This window comes from Xanthomonas sp. WHRI 10204, assembly GCF_040202875.1.
In the GTDB taxonomy this organism is placed as follows: domain Bacteria; phylum Pseudomonadota; class Gammaproteobacteria; order Xanthomonadales; family Xanthomonadaceae; genus Xanthomonas.
In genome coordinates, this window is record NZ_JBEGDW010000005.1 from 85,319 (window position 1) to 103,095 (window position 17,777).

The 17,777-nt window shown below is 66.3% G+C and carries 13 protein-coding genes and 1 pseudogene; 7 read left to right on the forward strand and 7 right to left on the reverse strand.

Going from position 1 to position 17,777, the window contains the following annotated elements:
- Positions 1–22: 22 nt before the first annotated feature.
- The 5 genes and pseudogenes from ABQZ00_RS22705 to ABQZ00_RS22725 all read right to left on the reverse strand — a co-directional run bounded on the left by ABQZ00_RS22705 (position 23) and on the right by ABQZ00_RS22725 (position 6,767).
- Positions 23–421 carry a host attachment family protein gene (locus ABQZ00_RS22705; RefSeq protein ID WP_055852817.1) on the reverse strand — a complete coding sequence of 133 codons (399 nt, stop codon included), beginning with the start codon at positions 419–421 and terminating at the stop codon, positions 23–25.
- A gap of 106 nt (positions 422–527) precedes the next feature.
- Positions 528–656 (reverse strand): annotated as a pseudogene (locus tag ABQZ00_RS22710) (alpha/beta hydrolase); the annotation flags it as partial.
- A gap of 242 nt (positions 657–898) precedes the next feature.
- Complete coding sequence (locus ABQZ00_RS22715; protein WP_323539251.1) at positions 899–4,621, reverse strand: M48 family metallopeptidase; 3,723 nt, start codon at positions 4,619–4,621, stop codon at positions 899–901.
- Between the two features lie 277 nt (positions 4,622–4,898).
- On the reverse strand, positions 4,899–5,339 hold the full coding sequence (locus tag ABQZ00_RS22720; RefSeq protein WP_323539190.1) for an NUDIX domain-containing protein: 441 nt from the start codon (positions 5,337–5,339) through the stop codon (positions 4,899–4,901).
- A 216-nt stretch (positions 5,340–5,555) separates the two neighbouring features.
- A complete protein-coding gene (locus tag ABQZ00_RS22725; RefSeq protein ID WP_323539189.1) occupies positions 5,556–6,767 on the reverse strand; it encodes an MFS transporter in 1,212 nt (403 codons plus the stop codon).
- 213 nt (positions 6,768–6,980) lie between these two features.
- Here ABQZ00_RS22725 and ABQZ00_RS22730 point away from each other — a divergent pair, with 213 nt between their 5' ends.
- The 4 genes from ABQZ00_RS22730 to ABQZ00_RS22745 all read left to right on the forward strand — a co-directional run bounded on the left by ABQZ00_RS22730 (position 6,981) and on the right by ABQZ00_RS22745 (position 10,078).
- Complete coding sequence (locus ABQZ00_RS22730) at positions 6,981–7,595, forward strand: TetR/AcrR family transcriptional regulator (RefSeq protein ID WP_323539188.1); 615 nt, start codon at positions 6,981–6,983, stop codon at positions 7,593–7,595.
- Between the two features lie 343 nt (positions 7,596–7,938).
- Complete coding sequence (locus ABQZ00_RS22735; protein ID WP_323539187.1) at positions 7,939–8,595, forward strand: SDR family oxidoreductase; 657 nt, start codon at positions 7,939–7,941, stop codon at positions 8,593–8,595.
- Between the two features lie 110 nt (positions 8,596–8,705).
- Positions 8,706–9,770 carry a M4 family metallopeptidase gene (locus ABQZ00_RS22740; protein ID WP_323539186.1) on the forward strand — a complete coding sequence of 355 codons (1,065 nt, stop codon included), beginning with the start codon at positions 8,706–8,708 and terminating at the stop codon, positions 9,768–9,770.
- The gene (locus ABQZ00_RS22745; RefSeq protein WP_055852801.1) at positions 9,767–10,078 is read left to right on the forward strand and encodes a protealysin inhibitor emfourin; all 312 of its coding nucleotides are present in this window, start codon (positions 9,767–9,769) and stop codon (positions 10,076–10,078) included. Before ABQZ00_RS22740 ends, ABQZ00_RS22745 begins: the two co-directional genes overlap by 4 nt.
- 412 nt (positions 10,079–10,490) lie before the next feature.
- On the opposite strand, the gene ABQZ00_RS22750 is transcribed toward ABQZ00_RS22745, so the two are convergent.
- Complete coding sequence (locus ABQZ00_RS22750; RefSeq protein ID WP_238151941.1) at positions 10,491–10,967, reverse strand: SRPBCC family protein; 477 nt, start codon at positions 10,965–10,967, stop codon at positions 10,491–10,493.
- A gap of 241 nt (positions 10,968–11,208) precedes the next feature.
- Here ABQZ00_RS22750 and ABQZ00_RS22755 point away from each other — a divergent pair, with 241 nt between their 5' ends.
- The 3 genes from ABQZ00_RS22755 (at position 11,209) to ABQZ00_RS22765 (ending at position 15,041) form a co-directional block, all read left to right on the forward strand.
- A complete protein-coding gene (locus tag ABQZ00_RS22755; protein ID WP_323539185.1) occupies positions 11,209–12,381 on the forward strand; it encodes an HDOD domain-containing protein in 1,173 nt (390 codons plus the stop codon).
- A gap of 490 nt (positions 12,382–12,871) precedes the next feature.
- Entirely contained in the window at positions 12,872–14,599 is a 1,728-nt protein-coding gene (locus ABQZ00_RS22760; RefSeq protein ID WP_323539184.1) for a S10 family serine carboxypeptidase-like protein, read from the forward strand.
- A 34-nt stretch (positions 14,600–14,633) separates the two neighbouring features.
- Complete coding sequence (locus tag ABQZ00_RS22765; protein ID WP_323539183.1) at positions 14,634–15,041, forward strand: hypothetical protein; 408 nt, start codon at positions 14,634–14,636, stop codon at positions 15,039–15,041.
- Positions 15,042–15,149: 108 nt separating this feature from the next.
- Here ABQZ00_RS22765 and ABQZ00_RS22770 read toward each other — a convergent pair whose 3' ends face one another.
- Positions 15,150–17,441 (reverse strand): ATP-binding protein, encoded by a 2,292-nt coding sequence (locus tag ABQZ00_RS22770; protein ID WP_323539182.1) that lies wholly within the window; start codon positions 17,439–17,441, stop codon positions 15,150–15,152.
- Positions 17,442–17,777 lie beyond the last annotated feature (336 nt).

Here is a 17,777-nt window from a genome sequence, read left to right on the forward strand (position 1 = left end):
GCGCTCGGTTCGATCGTTGCGCTTACGATAATGCGCGCTGGATGTCTTCCAGCGGCAGATTGGTCAGGTCCTTGGCCAGATCGCCCACCAGGCGCTGCTGGGTTTCCTTGTGCAGCAACGGACGGATGCGGCCCAGCGTGGTCGGGTCGGCCACCAGCACCAGGTGCATGTACTCGTGCTTCAGTGCGCCATCGTTCAACGCGTGCGACAGCTGTTTGGCGAAGGTCATTTCGTCCCGGTCTGCGTCGGTGAGATCCTGCGGCGCCTTGCCGGCCGGGCCGTCGTCGTCGACGTTCTGCACATCGGTGCGCGCATGCTGGCGCAGCACGACCTTGGCTTCGTTGCCGGTATTGGTGAACCAACGCGCTTCGCCGCCGTCGGCCACTACCACCAAGGCACCCTGAGGAATTTGCAGGCTCATCCGATTTCTCCTGTTTCGATGATCGGTGCGGCATGTGCTGCACCCAGTCGGTCTCAACCTAGGCGAGAAGATGTAAGCACTGTGCCTAGCCAGTGTCAGTGCCGCGTTAGCGTGGCGCGGCGAGGGTGGCAGCGGCAGCCCCAAGATGTCGGCTGAAAAAGCGCGTGATCGCGCGCAGCACCTGCTGGCTTTCCGGCAACGTGTCGGTGAGATGGAACCCGTGGCCCAACCCATCTCACACGTGCGTGCCTGGCGTTGGCAGTCGCGTACGTGCGCGATGGCGCCACACCTTGCATCTCTGCTGAAGACGATCAGCGGCAGGGATGCAGATGCACATGCACATGCAGTGGCGCATCCATCAGACGCGCGCTGTGCACGCGCATCGGCGCTCGGCGTTGGTGCGCCTTTCCCCGCACAGCGACTCCTGCGTCACCGGCACGCAGCGGAGCACTGCGTGCCAGCTGCTGTGCGCCACGCTCAGCCCAGATACGGCCGCTCGTTGGTAAACAGCAAGTTCCGTGCGCCGTCGCGCCATGCCTGGGGACAGCGCTGGCCGAGCAACACCGCCGCCATCGCATACGCCACGCCGCGCCCGGTCAGGCTGACTCCCTTCAATGCCGCCTCGGCATCTTGCTGGCTGTTGCCTGCCTGCACGGCGGTAAAGAAATGCGAGATTGCCGTGGCATCGTCGCCGAGATCGCGCAGGGTGGTGTCGCGCGCTGCCTGCACCGGCCAGCCCTGACGTGCGGCCAAGGCCCATGCAACGGGTGCGGTGAAATAATCGATCCCCGCCTCATCGCCGAGCGCGCGTGCCTGTTGCAGCAGTGCCGCGGTGGCGCCCTCCGATGCTGCCGCCAGCCGCACCAGCCGTGCCTGGACCTCGGGGTCTGCCGCAGCACCCGCCACCGCAGCGTCCAACTGGCCAGCGGCCAATGCGTGATAGCCCTGGTATGGCGTGTCCTGCGTGCCCTCGCCGCTTGCCAGCGCAAGCATCGAGGCCAGCGCCGGCGAGCGCTGCGCCATCGCCGCAAGATCCGGGGCCAGGCCACGGTAACGCTGCAGCCGCACCAGCTGCGGCACGATGTCATCGGCCATCGCCGGAACCTGTGCGACTTGTTCGTAAAGCGCCTGCGCTTCCGGCAAGCGGCCTTGTTCGGCATGCACGGCGGCGGCAGCGCGTTGCAGCCACGGGTCGTTCGGCCAGCGCGCGTGCGCATCGAGGAAGGCCCGATCGCGCGCCGCCGGGTCGCTGCCGCAACGGATCGCCGCGTACTGCAATGCCGGCGCGTCGGGGCGGGCCAGGGCCATCGCCGTGTGCTGTTTGCAGACCTGAGCACGCTGCTCCGGGGTGGCGGTGTCCTGCTGGACGCGCAAGGCCACCACATCCAGCGGGTCGCGCTGCAGGCGCTCGGCCAGGATCGCCGGCACTGCCTGCGGCGCCGCGCGTTGCAACCGATCCAGCCATTGCTCCAGATAGGCCGATTGCGCGCCATCCCAGCGTGCATGCGCCTGCATCAGCGCCAGATCCTGCGCAGGTGTCAGCTCGCCCAGCAGTTGGTGCGGTGGCCGATCGGACACCGCAGTCACCACATCGCGGTACTGGCTGCCCTTGCCGCTGACCGTTTGCGGCGGCTCGTTGAAGACCGCCTGCGCGGTGGTGCGTTCCCAGCGTGCGTTGTCGAGATGGCGTGTGCTGTCTTCTGCTGCCGCGCCATAGCTGGCGCGCCAGTGCAGCAGCAGCGCGGCGCCGGCCACGTTGTAGGCGAACTGGCCGCCGTGTCCGCCACTGGGCGCATCGAAGGTTTCGATCATGCCGCCCGCCGCAGAGCGCGTGCTGATGTGGTGCGTTGCCTGCTCTGCCAGCTGGAACACATGGCGACCGTTCGGCGGCAGCGAGGCGATCTGGTCGTCGATGCGCACTGTCACCGCCTGCTGCAAGCCGTTGTAGGCCACCACCTCGGCCAGGCCGACCGTGCCGCCGGCCCACAGCACCCCGGCCACGATGGACGCGGCCACCGCAACGCGCGCAACGGAGGGAAACAGGCCATCGGCGGCCAGAAAACGCTGCCACAGGTTTTGTTTGAGGTTGCGCTGGCGCTCCTCGCCCGGCAGACGCACCGGATAGTCCGCAGGTGCCGCCGCCGGTGTGTCGCTGGTGGGCGCCGGCACGCCGTGGCGCATCTGCTCGGCCACTGCATCTTCGGCGTGCAGCAACTGCTCCAGGCTGGCATCGCGCAGCTCGCCCAGCGCGCTCATGGTGACCTGCACCCAGCCCTTGGCCGCATCCATCCACGGGTTGATGTTGTTTTCGTCGGCCTCGGACAGCCGGAACTCCGGCAGGCACTGCTGCCACTGTTGTTTGCCCAGGGCAGCGGCCAGCGGTGCATTCAAGCGCATGTGCGCGACCTGTTCGTACACCCGGCGCAGCACCCGTTGCAGCTCATTGCATGCGGCCACCAGCTGGCGCAGCTCCTTGGCCGACACCCGGCCATCGGCGATCACGCTGTGGAAGGTCTGCAGATACAGCAGATGCGCATCGTCCAGATCGGCGAGGGTGTGGTCGGTGTAATGCAGCACGGCCAGGTAGCCACGCAACAGCTCGGGCCAGCCGCCGCCGAGGGTGTGGGCTGCGGCCAGATGCACGCTGCGGCAGCGTCGGTCGTGGCCGCTGACCCGCGCACGCAACACCTGTAGCTCGTCATCGAGTGTTGCGATCACCGCAGGCAGCTGCGCGCGCGTCAGGCTGGTGCCTTTCCAGGTCACCACGCCGCCATTTGCACGCAGCCGGCCGTCCATCAAGGCCTGCAGGCTGGCGCGTTGCCGCTCGCGTTCGCGCAGTTGCTCGATGGCCTGGCCATCCTCAGGCAGGTACAACCCATCCAGCGCCTGCAGCAGATCGCCCTGCGGCAACGGATCGGCATACAGCTCGGCCACGGTCCGCGCAGCGCGGGTGCAGGAGCGGCCCAGATACAGGCCTTGATAGCGCCGCGATAACGACAGGGCCGCAAACTCGCGCTCCAGCGCGGCCAGCGACACCTCGATGTCCACACAGGTGGGCGCCTGCCCATTGAACAAGCCGAGCGAGACCTGCTCGCGCAGCGCTTGTGCGTTGCGCAGCACGTCCATGGCCGGGCGGGCGTCGATCGGGCAGGCGATGTAGTGACGCTTGAGGTTTTCTTCGCGCGCTGCGCTGGGCGGATGGGTGGCCCACATCTGCGAGGCTTGTGCGATGTCGTTCTGAAACAGCCGGTACGCGTGCGCCGCATCCTCGGGCACCGCCGGCACCACGCCGTGGCCGGGGTCGTTCAAGACCACGCGCATGTGTTCGATGGTGCGCGACTGGATGGCGAACAGATCCTTGACCGGCCGGTCCTGCGCAAACTCGCGCCCGGCAAAACGCAACGCGCGCTGCCAGCCGTCGTCGGCCGCTTCCAGCTTGTGCAGCGCGTGGACGAGGGCGTCGCTGCCGGTGAGCGAGGCGGCTACCAGATCGGCCTGGTATTCCATCTCGCGCGATAGCGCGCGCTGCGCCAGCACCACGCCGCGGAAGGCGATTTCGACCAACGAACGGATCGACCACACGATCAACGACAGGCCCCAGCCGATCCACGCCACGCGCAGGTCGATCCGCGACAGCGTCGCCAGCAGCTTGTCCAGGGCATCGCGCTTGCCCACGATATGCGCGGCGATTTGCTGGGCGATGTAGACCCAGCGGCCCACCGCCATCGTGCGTTGAGCGAAATGGCCGAATTCGTGCGCAAGCACGGCCTTCAATTCGCCCAGGTTCAGCACATTGACCAGGCCCAGGCCGATATCCAGATTCTTGCGCGAGGGCAGCAGCAGGTTGAGCAGCGACAGGTCGTAAAACACGCCGGCATTGACCTGCGCCGACAGGTAGACCTTGTGCGGACGCGGCGCACCGGCTTCGTCGGCCAACCGATGCAGGAACGCGAACAGCTCCGGTTGCTCGGCCGGGCGCAGTTCCAGCGCGCGCGTATCGCGCTCGGCACGCTTGTTGAACACCAATGCCTTGGCCATGAAGACGGCCAGAAACGCGGCGCCTACGGCCACCAACCACATCCACACGGCCTGCTCGCCGCCGGAGCCCTGCAGCAGCCCGGACGCCAGCCGATACGCCGTCCAACCGAACCACCCCAGCAATCCCAGATACACGGCGATGAAGCCACCCAGCCCGAGCATGGCCAGCCAGGCATTGCGTCGGTATTTGCTGCTGGGTGCGGTGAGCCGTTCCGGCACTACCGCCGGGCCTTGCGGATAGAGCGATTCCATTCTTCTTCCCTGTAATGAGTAACCGGGCGCAACGCAGTCAATCGGCATCCCGGCCGGGTGATTCGATGTCCAGGCGCGATCTCCCCTCGCCCCGGACGCGCCAAAAATAACGGACTGCTGCTGCAAAATCCATGTGTGCCTGCGGGCGCCGCGCGCTGCCACGCGCGGCCCGCAGCAGCAACACGTGTCAGGCGGGTTGTGCGTCCTGTTCCGCCTGAAGCTGCTGCACCGCCTGCCTCGCCGAGCGGGTCAGCGGCGTGGGCAGTGCATCCAGGGCAAACCAGCCGATATCCAGCAGCACCTGCGGTTCGCGCAGTTCGGCGGTTTCGCTGCCTTCGATGGTGGCCAGATACACCGGCGCCACCCAATGCTGCGGCGGGTCCATGTCCGGCTCGAAGTGGCTGACCACACACAGCACGCGCTGCGGATGCACCTGCAGGCCGGTTTCTTCCAGCACCTCGCGCACTACCGTGGCTTCCACCGTTTCCATCCAGTCCACCTTGCCGCCGGGCAGTCCCCAATGCCCCTGCTCGGGCGCCCGCCCGCGCAACACCAGCAGCAAGTGGCCATCGGCGCGTTGGATGAAGGCACCGCAGCCAACGCGGGCACGCAGATCGGAATGGGGCATGAGCTGCCTCGTGAGCGGGCTGGCAATTGTCCCAGATGTGGCCGTACGGGTAACGCGTCACGCGCAGGTTGGCATTGTTCCGGCGTGGGTGACGTCCCCGTCCACCGCTCACGTCTTCCAGGTACAGCTCACCTGCGTCGCGCCTGGGCGTCAGCGCGTGCCTTGCCGCGCAGCGCCACCGCCGCCTGACACTGGGCGCAGCGTCCCTCGCACGCGCTAGTGGCCAGGAACCGCTGCGCGCGCGCCGGCCGCAAATCCGTGGGTGCGTGCGGACCATGCAATCGCCCATCCGATTGCCAGCAACACTGCCATGGCGGTCGGAAAGCTCTGCGCTCCCCAATGCTCCAGCAGCACTCCGCCCAACACGCCACCGCCGGCGATGACGCTGTTCCAGGCCACGACATTAAGCGACAGCGCGACATCGGCGCCGTCGCCTGCGCTATCGGCAAGCGCTGTTTGCAACAGGGTCGCCGCACCGCCGAAGGTCAGCCCCCAGACCGCGACGCACGCATACACGACCGGCTGCACTCCCTGCAGCAAGGCAAGCACCACCGACACCCCAAAGAACGTCGCCAACGACACCAGCACGGTGCTGCGCAGATGCTGTTCCACCAACTTGCCGGCGATACCGATGCCCACCAGGGCCGCCATGCCGAAGGTCAGCAGCAGCACGTCCACGCGATGGCCCAGGCCTGCACGTGCCGCGAACGGTGCCACGTAGGTGTAGAGAATGTTGTGCGCCAGCATCCAGGCCATCACCGTGGCAAGCACCGGGCGGACGCCGGGCGTGCCGAGCACCTTGCGCAACGGCACCCGCTGCGTTGCAGTCTGGCCGGGGTAGTCCGGCACCTTGAGCAACACCCAGACGATCAGCGCGACCGTCAGTGCCGACATGGCCGCGAACGCGGTGCGCCAGCCGATCAGCCCGCCCATCCAGGTTCCCAGCGGCACGCCGAGCGACAGCGCAATCGGTGTGCCAACCATCGCAATCGCCATGGCCTTTCCCTGCTGTTCCGGTTGAACCATGCGCCGGGCGTACCCGGCAAGCAGGCTCCACGCCAGGCCCGCCGCTGCGCCAGCGAAGAACCGTGCCACCAGGGTCAGACCATAGTGGGTGGATAGCGCGGTGACGGAGTTGAACACCAGGAAGCCGACGATGGTGAGCAACAGGACGCGACGACGACGCCAGTGCTGGGTGGCGATGGTCAACGGGATCGCCGCCAGCAGCGAGCCCACCGCATAGGCGGTCACGGTCTGCCCGGCGAGCGCGGGGGTCACTGCCAAGCCGTCGGAGATCTGCGGCAGCAAGCCAGCCGGCAGCGTTTCGGTCACGATGCAGATGAAGCCGGTCATGGCCAAGGCCAGCAGCGCGGCGATGGGTAGCGGAGCAGCACCGGCAGGTGCCGGCGAGGCAGTGGAAGAAGTCACAAGATGTCCTTGGTCATGAGCAATGAAATTCTTTATTTATGTATCGATCGATATATATCTGAGAAAAAAAGAGACCCGCTGCGCAGGCCTGTCGACATTGTCATCTCGCGACGTCGCAAGATATGTATCGATAGATATAAATCTAGGTCGGTAGTCCTCGGTTGTCAATGACATATGTATCGAATAGTATTTATCTAAGCGGCGGAGCGCGTTATGGCACAGATGGGCAGACCACGGACCTTCGATCGGGATGTCGCGGTGGAGGAAGCACTGCATTTGTTCTGGGAACAGGGTTACGAGTCGACGTCGCTAAGCCAGCTCAAGGCTGCGATCGGCGGCGGGATCACCGCGCCCAGCTTTTATGCAGCCTTCGGTTCCAAGGAAGCGCTCTACAAAGAATGCATGGAGCGCTATCTAACGACTTACGCGCAGGTCACGCATTGTTTGTGGGATGCGTCGCTTGCGCCAAGACAGGCGCTGGAACTTGCGCTGCGGCGCTCGGCCAAGATGCAGTGCGAACGCGGGCATCCAAAGGGCTGCATGGTTGCCTTAGGGGTCATGAGCGCACCCTCCCCGGAACTGGCTGCGATCTCGGCTCCGCTGATGCGGTCGCGCGCGCGGACACGTGCGGGCATCCGCGCCTGCGTGGAGCGGGCAATTGCCAGCGGAGAATTGGCAGCCGACCTCGATGCAGCCGCATTGACCTGCGTCTTCGACAGCTTCCTGCTTGGGCTTTCCACGCTCGCCAGGGATGGCGTGGGCTTCAAGCTGATGGATGCAGCCATCGCGCAGGTGCTGCAGCTCTGGGATCACAACAGCACTGGATAGCCGATGCCTGGCAATCGTTCGGTGCGGCAGCGCGCATGCATCGCCCGCCGCGCCGCATCCACGGCAGCGACAACACGTATCGCTGGATGACGGCTCCCATCAGAGAACGGTGACACCGCATGGCGAGCGCTCTTCAGCTTGGGATGGACGGTGTCGTGCCTCAGCAGTGCTGTGCTCTGCTCACTGCCTCTGGTCGCTGACAGCGTTCTTCGCGGCTGCAAATCTTGCACGCTCGATCCATCGAAAGAACGCGCACCCCTCTGCGCTGACATCGTCTTAGCGTCGCATTGGCGAGGATGATCGCCCTCGGCGCTGTGTCGGCGCACATCGGTTGGAGTTGTGTATGTCTCGTATCCTCGTCATCGGTGGCCACGGCAAGGTGGCACGTTTACTCACCCCACTGCTGTTGACCAGCGGGCACCACGTCACCGCGCTATTCCGCAATCCCGAGCACGAAGGCGATGTGATTGCCGATGGCGCCACGCCGCTGGTGTTCGACATCGAACACGCCGACACCGACGCCATCGCCGCGCAGCTGGCCGGCCACGATGCGGTGGTGTGGTCGGCCGGTGCCGGTGGCGGCGATGCCGCGCGCACCTATGCGGTGGACCGCGATGCAGCCATCCGTTCGATGCATGCGGCCGAACAGGCCCGCGTGCGCCGCTACGTCATGGTGTCGTATCTCGGCGCCGGGCTGGAACACGGCATCGGACCGGATGACGGGTTCTTTGCCTACGCGCAAGCCAAGGCCGCAGCCGACGCGCATCTGCGCAGTACCCATCTGGACTGGACCGTGCTCGGCCCCGGTCGGCTGACGCTTGATCCGCCGTCGGGCCGCATCACCCGCGACCCGGGCAGCGATGCCGACGGTGGCGTCTCGCGTGCCAACGTGGCCCAGGTGATCGCCGCGGCACTGGCAACGCCGGCCACCATCGGCAAGAGCGTCGGCTTTATCGACGGGCAGACCCCGATCCAGGACGCCTTGGCGCAGCTGGACTGAACGCCAGGTCTGTCGCAACGCGCTGCACGGGCGCAACACGACCAGGCCTAACGTTTTCCTAAACCCGGCCTCGGCATAGTCGCGGGTGCACCCCACTGTGGAGTCCGCTGATGTCTGCGCCCCTAGCCCCGCGCCGTGCCGGCATCCTGCCGCCGTATCTGCTGGACCATATGGCACAGGCGGCGCCCGAACATGCACGCCATTGCGCGCAACTGTCCAGCCAGATCACCGCCCACCTGCGCCAGCAGCGCGCGCGTGGGCTGCTGGCACGCGGACAGGCCCTAGCAGCGGATGCCGCACCGGCCATGCAAGCGGTGCGGCGGCGCATCTACGATGCGCAACAGGGCACCGCATTGCCCGGCATCCTGGTCCGCGACGAGGGCGCTGCGGCCACCGATGATGTGGCAGTGACCGAGGCCTACGATTCTCTCGGTGCCACGCACGAGTTCTTCCAGACCGTCTACGGGCGCAATTCCATCGATGGCGCAGGCATGCCGTTGATCGGCAGCGTGCATTACGAGCGTAGCTACGACAACGCGTTCTGGGATGGCGAGCAGATGGTGTTCGGCGATGGCGATGGCGAGGTCTTCAACCGCTTCACCATCGCCATCGATGTGGTGGGCCATGAGCTCGCTCACGGCGTCACCGAACGCACCGCCAACCTGATCTACCAGGGGCAATCGGGCGCATTGAACGAATCGGTGTCGGATGTGTTCGGGGTGCTGATCAAGCAGTACACGTTGCACCAAACCGCAAGCGAGGCCGACTGGATCATCGGCGCAGGTCTGCTGATGCCTGGCATCAACGGAGTGGGACTGCGCTCGATGCGGGCGCCCGGCAGCGCGTACGATGACCCTGCACTGGGAAAAGACCCGCAACCGGCCACGATGGCCGACTACGTCAACACACAGGAGGACGATGGCGGCGTGCACTACAACTCCGGCATCCCCAATCACGCGTTCTATCGCGCTGCGGTCGCGATCGGTGGCGCTGCGTGGGAGACAACCGGCCGCATCTGGTATCGCACGGTCACCGGTAGCGAACTCGCCGCAACTGCGGATTTCGCCACCTTTGCCGCACGCACTGTCACTGTCGCCAGCACCGATTACGGCGCTGACAGCGCAGAGACACACGCCGTGCAACAGGCCTGGCGCGACGTAGGCGTCCTCGCATGAGTCCACAGCGGCCGCCGGTGGAGTTGGGCGTGACGCTACGTCTTGCACGCGAGGGCGGCGTGGCGGCGTTCCCGGCCATGCGCCGCGAGCGGCAACTGCCAATGGATGCGTTGGACGATGCGCAGCGGCTGCACCTGCGCGCGTTGCTGGACCAATGCCTGGTGCATGCGTTGCCGCGCCCGCAGGCTGGTGGCGGCGACCGGCGCTATTTCAGCATCGCCTGGGACGGTGCCAGCGAACCGTTGCGCATTCCCGAAGAACATGCGCCGGCCGAAATTGTGCGGCTGTGGAAGCAGGGCACGCTGTAGCACGCGGTGTGCTGCACTGAGCATGCGCTTGGTGCACCGCGCGCGTGCACATACCGCGCAAACGAAGACACCGTGCAGTGCACGGTGTCTGTCGAAGGTGGTCCAACTGCGGATGCCTGCACCCTTTAAGCTGCCTAGATGCTCTAGAACTGCACAGCTGGTGACGCATGGTGGGGATCGGTGCGTTAGCGCAACGTGCAGCGCAGGCGTCAGCTTGAAGACACGCCCATCATTGCTGCACTGCAGCCATCGCTGCAGCCCCCATTCCACACCCTTGCAGCAGCTGACACTGCGCACTGTGTGCACGCCCGCCTGCTGTTGCGCACCCCAACAACACGATGCACGCGTGATCAGTACCGGCGCGCAACGCCGGGTGCGCCGACGCTGCCACGCGCACTCGGATCCGGCGCGCTCACTGCTCTGTCTGCGCTTCTACCAGATGCGCCAGCAGCGTCAGCGAGTCCTGCCATCCCAGGTAGCAGGCATACAACGGAATCTGCTCGGGGATGCCGTCCTGCACGATGTGCACATCGGTGCCGCAGGGCAGCGCATGCAGCTGCACGGTGGTCAACATGGTGCCCGGCAACGCCGGGTCGTCGAACACGTCGTTGTAGCGCAGCAAGGCGCTGGGCTGCAGCTCCAGGTACGTCCCGCCAAACGCATGGCGCTGACCATTGGCGAAGTTGGTAAACGCCATCCGGAAGGTACCGCCCACCTGCGCATCCAGATGCTCGACGGTGCCGGTGAAGCCGGCAGGCGGCAGCCACTTGACCAGCGCATCGGCATCGAGGAAGGCGCGGTAGATGCGCTCGGGGCTGGCACGTAAGACGCGGTGGAGCGTAACGGTGGACATAGGACACCCACTTGGCTGGCAGAGGACGTCCATCATGCTACCGGTCGATGACGTTGGGGTGCAGCTGCAGCGTTGGTGGGCGCGGCAGACAGCATCGCAGCATGCGCAGCGTGGCGCGCCATGGCCGCAAATACATCGGTATGGCGGGTCGTTGCAGCCTGCCAAGCCGCGCTTCTTCCTGGGCGCCTGCGGTCATGCGCTGCGCCCATCAGTGCACGCGACATTGCCGCCGCGCCCGCCATCGCCGATAGTCGCGGCATTCATCAGACAACGACCTATGATGCTCGCGATTGTGTTGCTGCTTATTGCCGGACTTGTCGCTGTGGCGATGATTGTCGGTGCCATCGTGTGGTGGATGCGCATGCGCCAGCACGCGCCCGAGGCCTCTGCCCCGGCAGCCGGTGGTTCCGCTGCGCCCGACGCGCCGGCCGCGCGAACCTCGGTCGCACCGGCACCGATCGCGATGGACGAGCAAGCGCCGCCGCAGCCAACGCCTGCCGCAGCGCAGCCCTTGCAGGCCGAGCCGCCACCGATGCGTCCGCTGTTGCGCCGCATGTATGCCGCCGTGATGGCCAACCCGTCGCTGGCCGACGGCAGCCTGCCCAGCGACCCCGCACAGGTCGCCGTGCTGGAGGTGGCGACCGCCGCGCTCGACCACGTCGACCTGCGCCCGCAGCTGTTGCCACGTCGCCCGCATCTGCTGCCGCAGCTGATGCGCGCGGTCAACGACCCGGACGCGTCCGGGCGCGGTATCGCCGCGATCATCGCGCAAGACCCCGCGCTGTCGGCCAACCTGCTGCGCATCGCCAACAGTGCGCTATACCGCCCGCAAGGCGCTCCGCTGGAAAGCCTGGAGCGCGCGGTGGTGCACATCGGCACCGAGGGCGTGCGCCAGATCGTCGCCGCGGCGGTGATGCAACCGGTGTTGAGCCTGGATGGCGGCCTGCACTCGCGCCTGCCCGCGGCGGTGTGGGACTACGCGCTGCGCACTGCCACCGCAGCGGCCGCCTATATGCGCGAACGCGGCGGCGACACCTTGTCGGCGCAGCTGGCCGGCCTGCTGCAGGGCCTGGGCGCGGTGGTGATCCTGCGCGTGCTGCGCGACGCCTACGCCGAACGCCCCGGCCTGCCCTACAGCCTGGAGGTGGCTGCCGCCCTGGTCGAACGCCATACCGCCGCAGTGGCCAAGACCATCGCCACCACCTGGGAGCTGCCGGCAGTGCTGGGCACCGCACTGGACGAACAGCGCCCCGAGCACGACACCACCTTGCTGGCCACCAGCCTGGGGCGCGCCCTGCGCTACGGCCGCCTGGCCGCCGCGCTGGCCATGCTGGCCCGCTGCGGCGCCGAGCAGGAGGACCACGCCCTCAGCGTGCTCGCCACGCTGGAACCGGATGAAGAAGCAAACGCTGCGTTGTGGCAGCGGCTGGTCGCTGCCAGCGTGGAGTAGATCGGCAGCTGCCTGCCGTTGGCTCGCGCATCGCGTGCATTGACCGTTATCCGCGCAAGCGTTGCGCTGCTGGCCTGCACCGCTGCGCCGACCGGCTGATCACGCCGCCACGCTGGAGGCATCTGCCAGGCCCGCTCCCCGCTCAACGCGCATGGCATCGGCACGCAGCCACACGAACAACCCGACCAACTGATCGACCGGGCGGTCTGCCGCCGCACGCGACGCGCGGGAGCGATGTCGAGTCGGTCACAACGCGTTGCACCGGTGCTGGCCAGCGCAGTTTCCGCTTCGCTCGCCACGCTGTGGCTTCGCATCGCAGTCTCCGAGGCCGCCGGCAGTCTCCACAAGCTAAGCACCGGTCTGATCCGCTCGCTGCATCACGACCTTGGGATGACATGCCGGCTGCAACGCACGTGCGCAATGACCGTGCGCGGCGGGGTGTGTGTGATCGCCACACCCTCGCAGCGCCTCCCTCTGCCACAGGTGCACCATGTCCCAGCGCAATGCCGGTACCGTGCGACACCCGCTTGTCGTGCTGTTTGGTCTCTTGCTGGCTGTGCCGCTCTGCGTTGGCGCGCAGCAGCAGGTGCAGGCGGCCAGTGCCAACACCCCGTATATCGATCGCATCGCCTATTCGGTCAAGGCCGATGCCGGGCTGGATGCCAGCGTCGCCAGCGAGCGCTCTGCGTTGATGCATTACCTGTGGCGCGGCAAGCAGGACACCGTGGCCTACAGCGTACGCACCGGCCACCTGATTGCGCGCGACGCTGCCGGGCAGCCGCAAGCGACCTTGTCGTATGTGGCCTACACCGCGCCGGCACGCAACGGCAAACCGCGGCCGCTGACGTTTTTCTACAACGGCGGTCCCGGCGCATCGGCATCGCTGTTGCATCTGGCCTCGTTCGCACCCAAGCGCATGGCCACCGCAGCGCCCAGCTTCGGCAGCTGGCCCAATTACCCGATGGTGGACAATGCAGAGAGCCTGATCGCCAGCACCGACATGGTGTTTATCGATCCGCCGGGTACCGGCCTGTCGCAGGCGATCTTGCCCAACACCAATGCCAGCTTCTGGGGCAGCGATGCCGATGTGCGGGTGATGCGCGACTTCATCCAGCGCTATGTACAGGTCAATCGCCGTGCCAATGCACCGCTGTATCTGTTCGGCGAATCCTATGGCACCACCCGCTCCGCCATGCTGGCGCTGGCGCTGGAATCGGCTGGGGTACGTTTGCGCGGCATCGTGCTGCAGTCGTCGATCCTGAACTACTACGCCGACGCGATTGCGAGCGGTGGGCTGTATTACCCGGATTACGCAAAAGGCATGAAATACAGCGGCGACACCATCGGCGGCTATTTCCCCAGTTATGCCGCAGTTGCCGCGTATCACAAGCAGACCGAGGTCAGCGCAAGCGATGAGTTCTATGCGCTGCAGATGCGCGCGTTCGTCAGCGTGGTGCACGCGGAGTTTCAGCGCTATGGCCCCACCTGGGTGCTCAGTCAGTATGGGTTTCCAACCATCCTGGGCAAGCCGGTACAACCCGGTGCAGCGGTGCTGACGCGGTGGCGGCCACTGTCCGGGTTGACCACGCAGGCCTTGCAAGGCTACTTCTCGCTGGCCTCGTTCAATCAAGGCCTGCTGCCCGGCACTAGCATCGGCCGCTACGACGGGCGCGTCAGCCTACCCAACAGCGACGGGCGACTGAAGAACGATAACGACCCGTCCAACATCCTGATCGAGCGCCCCCTGACCAACGCGCTGGCGCAGCAGTTCAGCACCTATCTGGGGTATAGCGCGCCCAACGCAACCTACACCTCGCTCAACATGGACATCATCAACGTCTGGGACTTCCGCCATGCAGGCCGGCTGCTGCCAGATACCCTGCCAGACCTGCTCGGCGCGCTGCGCCTGAATCCGGCGCTCAAGGTCTTTGCGGTCAGCGGTTATCACGATCTTGCAACGCCGTTCTACAGCAACGAAAAACAACTGGCGCGGCTACGCACCATTCGCAATCTCGATGCCGATGTGCAGGTAGCCACCTACGCGGGCGGCCACATGATCTATCTCGACGACAACTCGCGCCCCAAGTTGCAGGCCGACCTCACCGCCTACTACGCCAACGCGCCGATCGCCGATGCCGTGCCGTTGGCCTTGCTGGATTCGCCATGGCCGGACAACCGCAACGTCAATGCCGCGACTGCTGCAACCGCAACGCCATGATCGCGCTCCGCTCATCCATCGCGAGGAACTCCTGATGCGCCTGCTCCGCTGCCTCCGTTACGCCACCGCCATGCTTGCCGTGGTGGCGACCACCGTCAGTGCGCAAGCGTTGCCGCCGCAACGCGTCGCGTCCATCACATCCAACGCCCACCACGGAGGGATCGATGGCCCATTCATGCCCATCGCGCAGCTCGGCCTCGAAGCGGAGCGCACGGACAGCACCGGCGACACGCTGGAAGACCAGGCGCAACAGCGCATCACCAGCACGCTCGACGAGAGTGGTGCACTGGCGCATCGCGATGCGCTCACCAAGCAGCAGGCGCAGGCGCGCGGGCTGGGGTTTGTCGCCACGCACTTCGAGCAGATCGATCGCAGCGGCAGCGGTCGCGTCACACTGCAGGACGTCGAGGCGTACTTGCGCGATCAACGTCGCGACAAGTGATGCAGACCACTGCAGCCACCAGTGAACACCGCCTCTGTCATGGACGCATGGCTGCAGCAGGGTCGCGGCGCAGGCACTCGCAGCGCGAGCGAGTTCCTGCCCGCACACTCATCCCTGCGTGGAAATCAGTTCCTTCACCCGCGCGGTCAGCACGCTCACGCTGAAAGGTTTGGTCAGTACCGCCATGCCCGCTTCCAGGTGGCGGTCGTCCAGCAATGCGTTTTCGGCAAACCCGGTAATGAAGAGCACCTTGAGACCTGCGCGGTGGGCGCGGCCGGCATCGGCCATCTGGCGGCCGTTCATGCCGCCGGGCAGGCCCACGTCGCTGATCAACAGATCGATACGCGCGTCCGATTGCAGCAGGCCCAGGCCTGCCACGCTGTCGCCGGCTTCGATGACCGTGTAGCCCAACTCCTGCAGCACCTCGCCCAACAGCAGACGGATGGACGGTTCGTCGTCGACGATCAGCACCGTCTCGCCGGCATCGGTGGGGGTGAGTTGCAGCGGGTGGGCATTGGCATCGGGCTGCGCTGCATCGCCCAGGTGACGCGGCAGATAGAGACACACACTGGAGCCCTTGCCCACTTCCGACTGGATCCGCACCTGCCCGCCGGACTGCTTGGCAAAGCCGTAGATCATCGATAGCCCCAGCCCGGTACCTTCGCCTAGCGGCTTGGTGGTGAAGAACGGATCGAACGCGCGCGCCACCACGTCCGGCGGCATGCCGGTACCGGTGTCGCCGACGCAGAGCCACAGGTACGGGCCCTGACGCATGCCCAGTTGCCGCGCCAGATCGTGGTCGATCCAGTGGTTGCCGGTCTCGATCCGCAGACAACCGCCATTGGGCATGGCATCGCGCGCGTTGATGCACAGATTGAGCAACGCATTTTCCAGCTGCGATGCGTCCACCAGCGCAGGCCACAGTGCGGCGTTGGGCGTGTACTCCACATGGATGCCCGGGCCCACCGTGCGCTGCACCAGCTCCAGGATATCGACGATCAACTGGCTGACATTGGTCGGCTTGGGCAATAACGTCTGCCGCCGTGCAAACGCCAGCAAGCGGTGCGTCAAGGCCGATGCGCGGGTGGTGGCGCTCTGCGCGATGCCTAGGTACCGCGGCAGCTCGGGAAAACGCTGCTGCTCCATGCGCAGCGTCATCAACTCCAGTGCGCCGGAGATGCCGGCCAGCAGATTGTTGAAGTCGTGCGCCAGCCCGCCGGTGAGCTGACCCACCGCTTCCATCTTCTGCGATTGGCGCAGCGCTTCTTCGGCGACCATCAGCTCGCGCGTGCGCGCGGTGACGCGCTGTTCCAGCGTCTCGCTCAGCTCGCGCAATGCGGCCAACGCGCGGTCGCGCTCTTCGGACAAAGCGTGTCGCGCATCGATGTCCAGCAACACGCCCGGAAACCGCAGCGGCGTGCCGTCGGGCGCATGTTCGACGCGGCCATTGGCCTCCAGCCAGTAGTAATTGCCGTCGCGACGCTTGACCCGGTACTGGTGCGCATAGGCGCCGCCACGTGCGGTCGCTTCGCTGATCGCCGCGCGCAGGCCGTCGCGATCGTCCGGATGCACCGTGGCGATGACCTGCTCCAACGGCAGGCCGGTGCGACTGATGGACGGATCGAAACCAAACGTGTCGGCAAAGGCCTCGTCCACCGAAAACGCATCGGTGGGCAGGTCCCAGATCCAGGTGCCGATGATGGCGCCGGCCGCCAGCGCCAACTGCACGCGCTCGGCATTGCGGCGTGCGACGGTCTCCGCTTCCAGCGCGCGATCGCGCTCGCTGGTGCGGCTCACCACTTCATGCACCAGATGCGTGTTCGCATTGCTCAGCATCGCGTTTTGAATCTCGCGATGGCGCTCGGCCGCCACTTGCGCGGTGGTTTCGATGGCGATGTTCAACAGCCCCACGATGCTGCCGTCTTCTCCGCGGATGGGCGAGGCGGTGGAATTCCAGTACGTGGTTTCGCGCACGCCGTTGCGCACCATCGGCAACGAAACAACGCCCTGGCCGTAGCCGTCGCCGGTCCGCATCACCTGCGCAAAATCCTCGGCGATGGGCGCATAGGTTTCGCCCCATACCTCGGCTACCGGTTGCCCCAGTGCGTGCGGATGGCGGTCGCCCAACGATTGCAGGTAGACATCGTTGTAGAACAGGCGCAGTTGCGGCCCCCACAGCACCGCACCCAACAACTTGGCGTTGAGCATCATCGACAACGCCGAGCGCAGCGATTGCGGCCAGGTGTGCGGGTCGCCCAGCGGCGTGGCCGCCCAGTCGTGCGCACGCATCACCGCGCCCATGACACCACCGCCGGAGAGGAATTCCAGACCGCTCGGCTCGATGGCGGGGTGCGCTGTGCTCACGTGGTGGCGGCCGTGCCTGGTTGGAAGTGGCCGCATTGTGGCATGTGCTTCTGCGCGGGATGTGCAGTGCCCGTGCGGCGTCGGCCGGGTGAGGCGGCCGGTGTCTGCGGTGGCGTGGGCGCCGTGGTTGCCTGCGGTTACCGCTGCGACATGGCGGCAGCTGACCAGGCCTGTCGGCACCCACACCGCCCCGACGCGACACCCAAAAAAACACCGGGCCATCCCTAGATGGCCCGGTGTCGAGCGAGTCGCGGCATCCATTGCCGGGAAGGGTTACCCCTGCACCTTGCTCACGTCCTGCTCCTTGTCGACAGCGCCGGCTTGCGCACGACGCCCTGCTGCAGGCCACGGTCCCCACCGTGTGCCTTCAAC

Coding starts and splice junctions, on each gene's coding strand:
- ABQZ00_RS22705 (WP_055852817.1), bottom strand. CDS start 421: ATGAGCCTGCAAATTCCTCAGGGTGCCTTGGTGGTAGTGGCCGACGGC.
- ABQZ00_RS22715 (WP_323539251.1), bottom strand. CDS start 4,621: ATGCTCGGGCTGGGTGGCTTCATCGCCGTGTATCTGGGATTGCTGGGG.
- ABQZ00_RS22720 (WP_323539190.1), bottom strand. CDS start 5,339: ATGCCCCATTCCGATCTGCGTGCCCGCGTTGGCTGCGGTGCCTTCATC.
- ABQZ00_RS22730 (WP_323539188.1), top strand. CDS start 6,981: ATGGCACAGATGGGCAGACCACGGACCTTCGATCGGGATGTCGCGGTG.
- ABQZ00_RS22735 (WP_323539187.1), top strand. CDS start 7,939: ATGTCTCGTATCCTCGTCATCGGTGGCCACGGCAAGGTGGCACGTTTA.
- ABQZ00_RS22740 (WP_323539186.1), top strand. CDS start 8,706: ATGTCTGCGCCCCTAGCCCCGCGCCGTGCCGGCATCCTGCCGCCGTAT.
- ABQZ00_RS22745 (WP_055852801.1), top strand. CDS start 9,767: ATGAGTCCACAGCGGCCGCCGGTGGAGTTGGGCGTGACGCTACGTCTT.
- ABQZ00_RS22750 (WP_238151941.1), bottom strand. CDS start 10,967: ATGATGGACGTCCTCTGCCAGCCAAGTGGGTGTCCTATGTCCACCGTT.
- ABQZ00_RS22755 (WP_323539185.1), top strand. CDS start 11,209: ATGATGCTCGCGATTGTGTTGCTGCTTATTGCCGGACTTGTCGCTGTG.
- ABQZ00_RS22760 (WP_323539184.1), top strand. CDS start 12,872: ATGTCCCAGCGCAATGCCGGTACCGTGCGACACCCGCTTGTCGTGCTG.
- ABQZ00_RS22765 (WP_323539183.1), top strand. CDS start 14,634: ATGCGCCTGCTCCGCTGCCTCCGTTACGCCACCGCCATGCTTGCCGTG.
- ABQZ00_RS22770 (WP_323539182.1), bottom strand. CDS start 17,441: ATGCGGCCACTTCCAACCAGGCACGGCCGCCACCACGTGAGCACAGCG.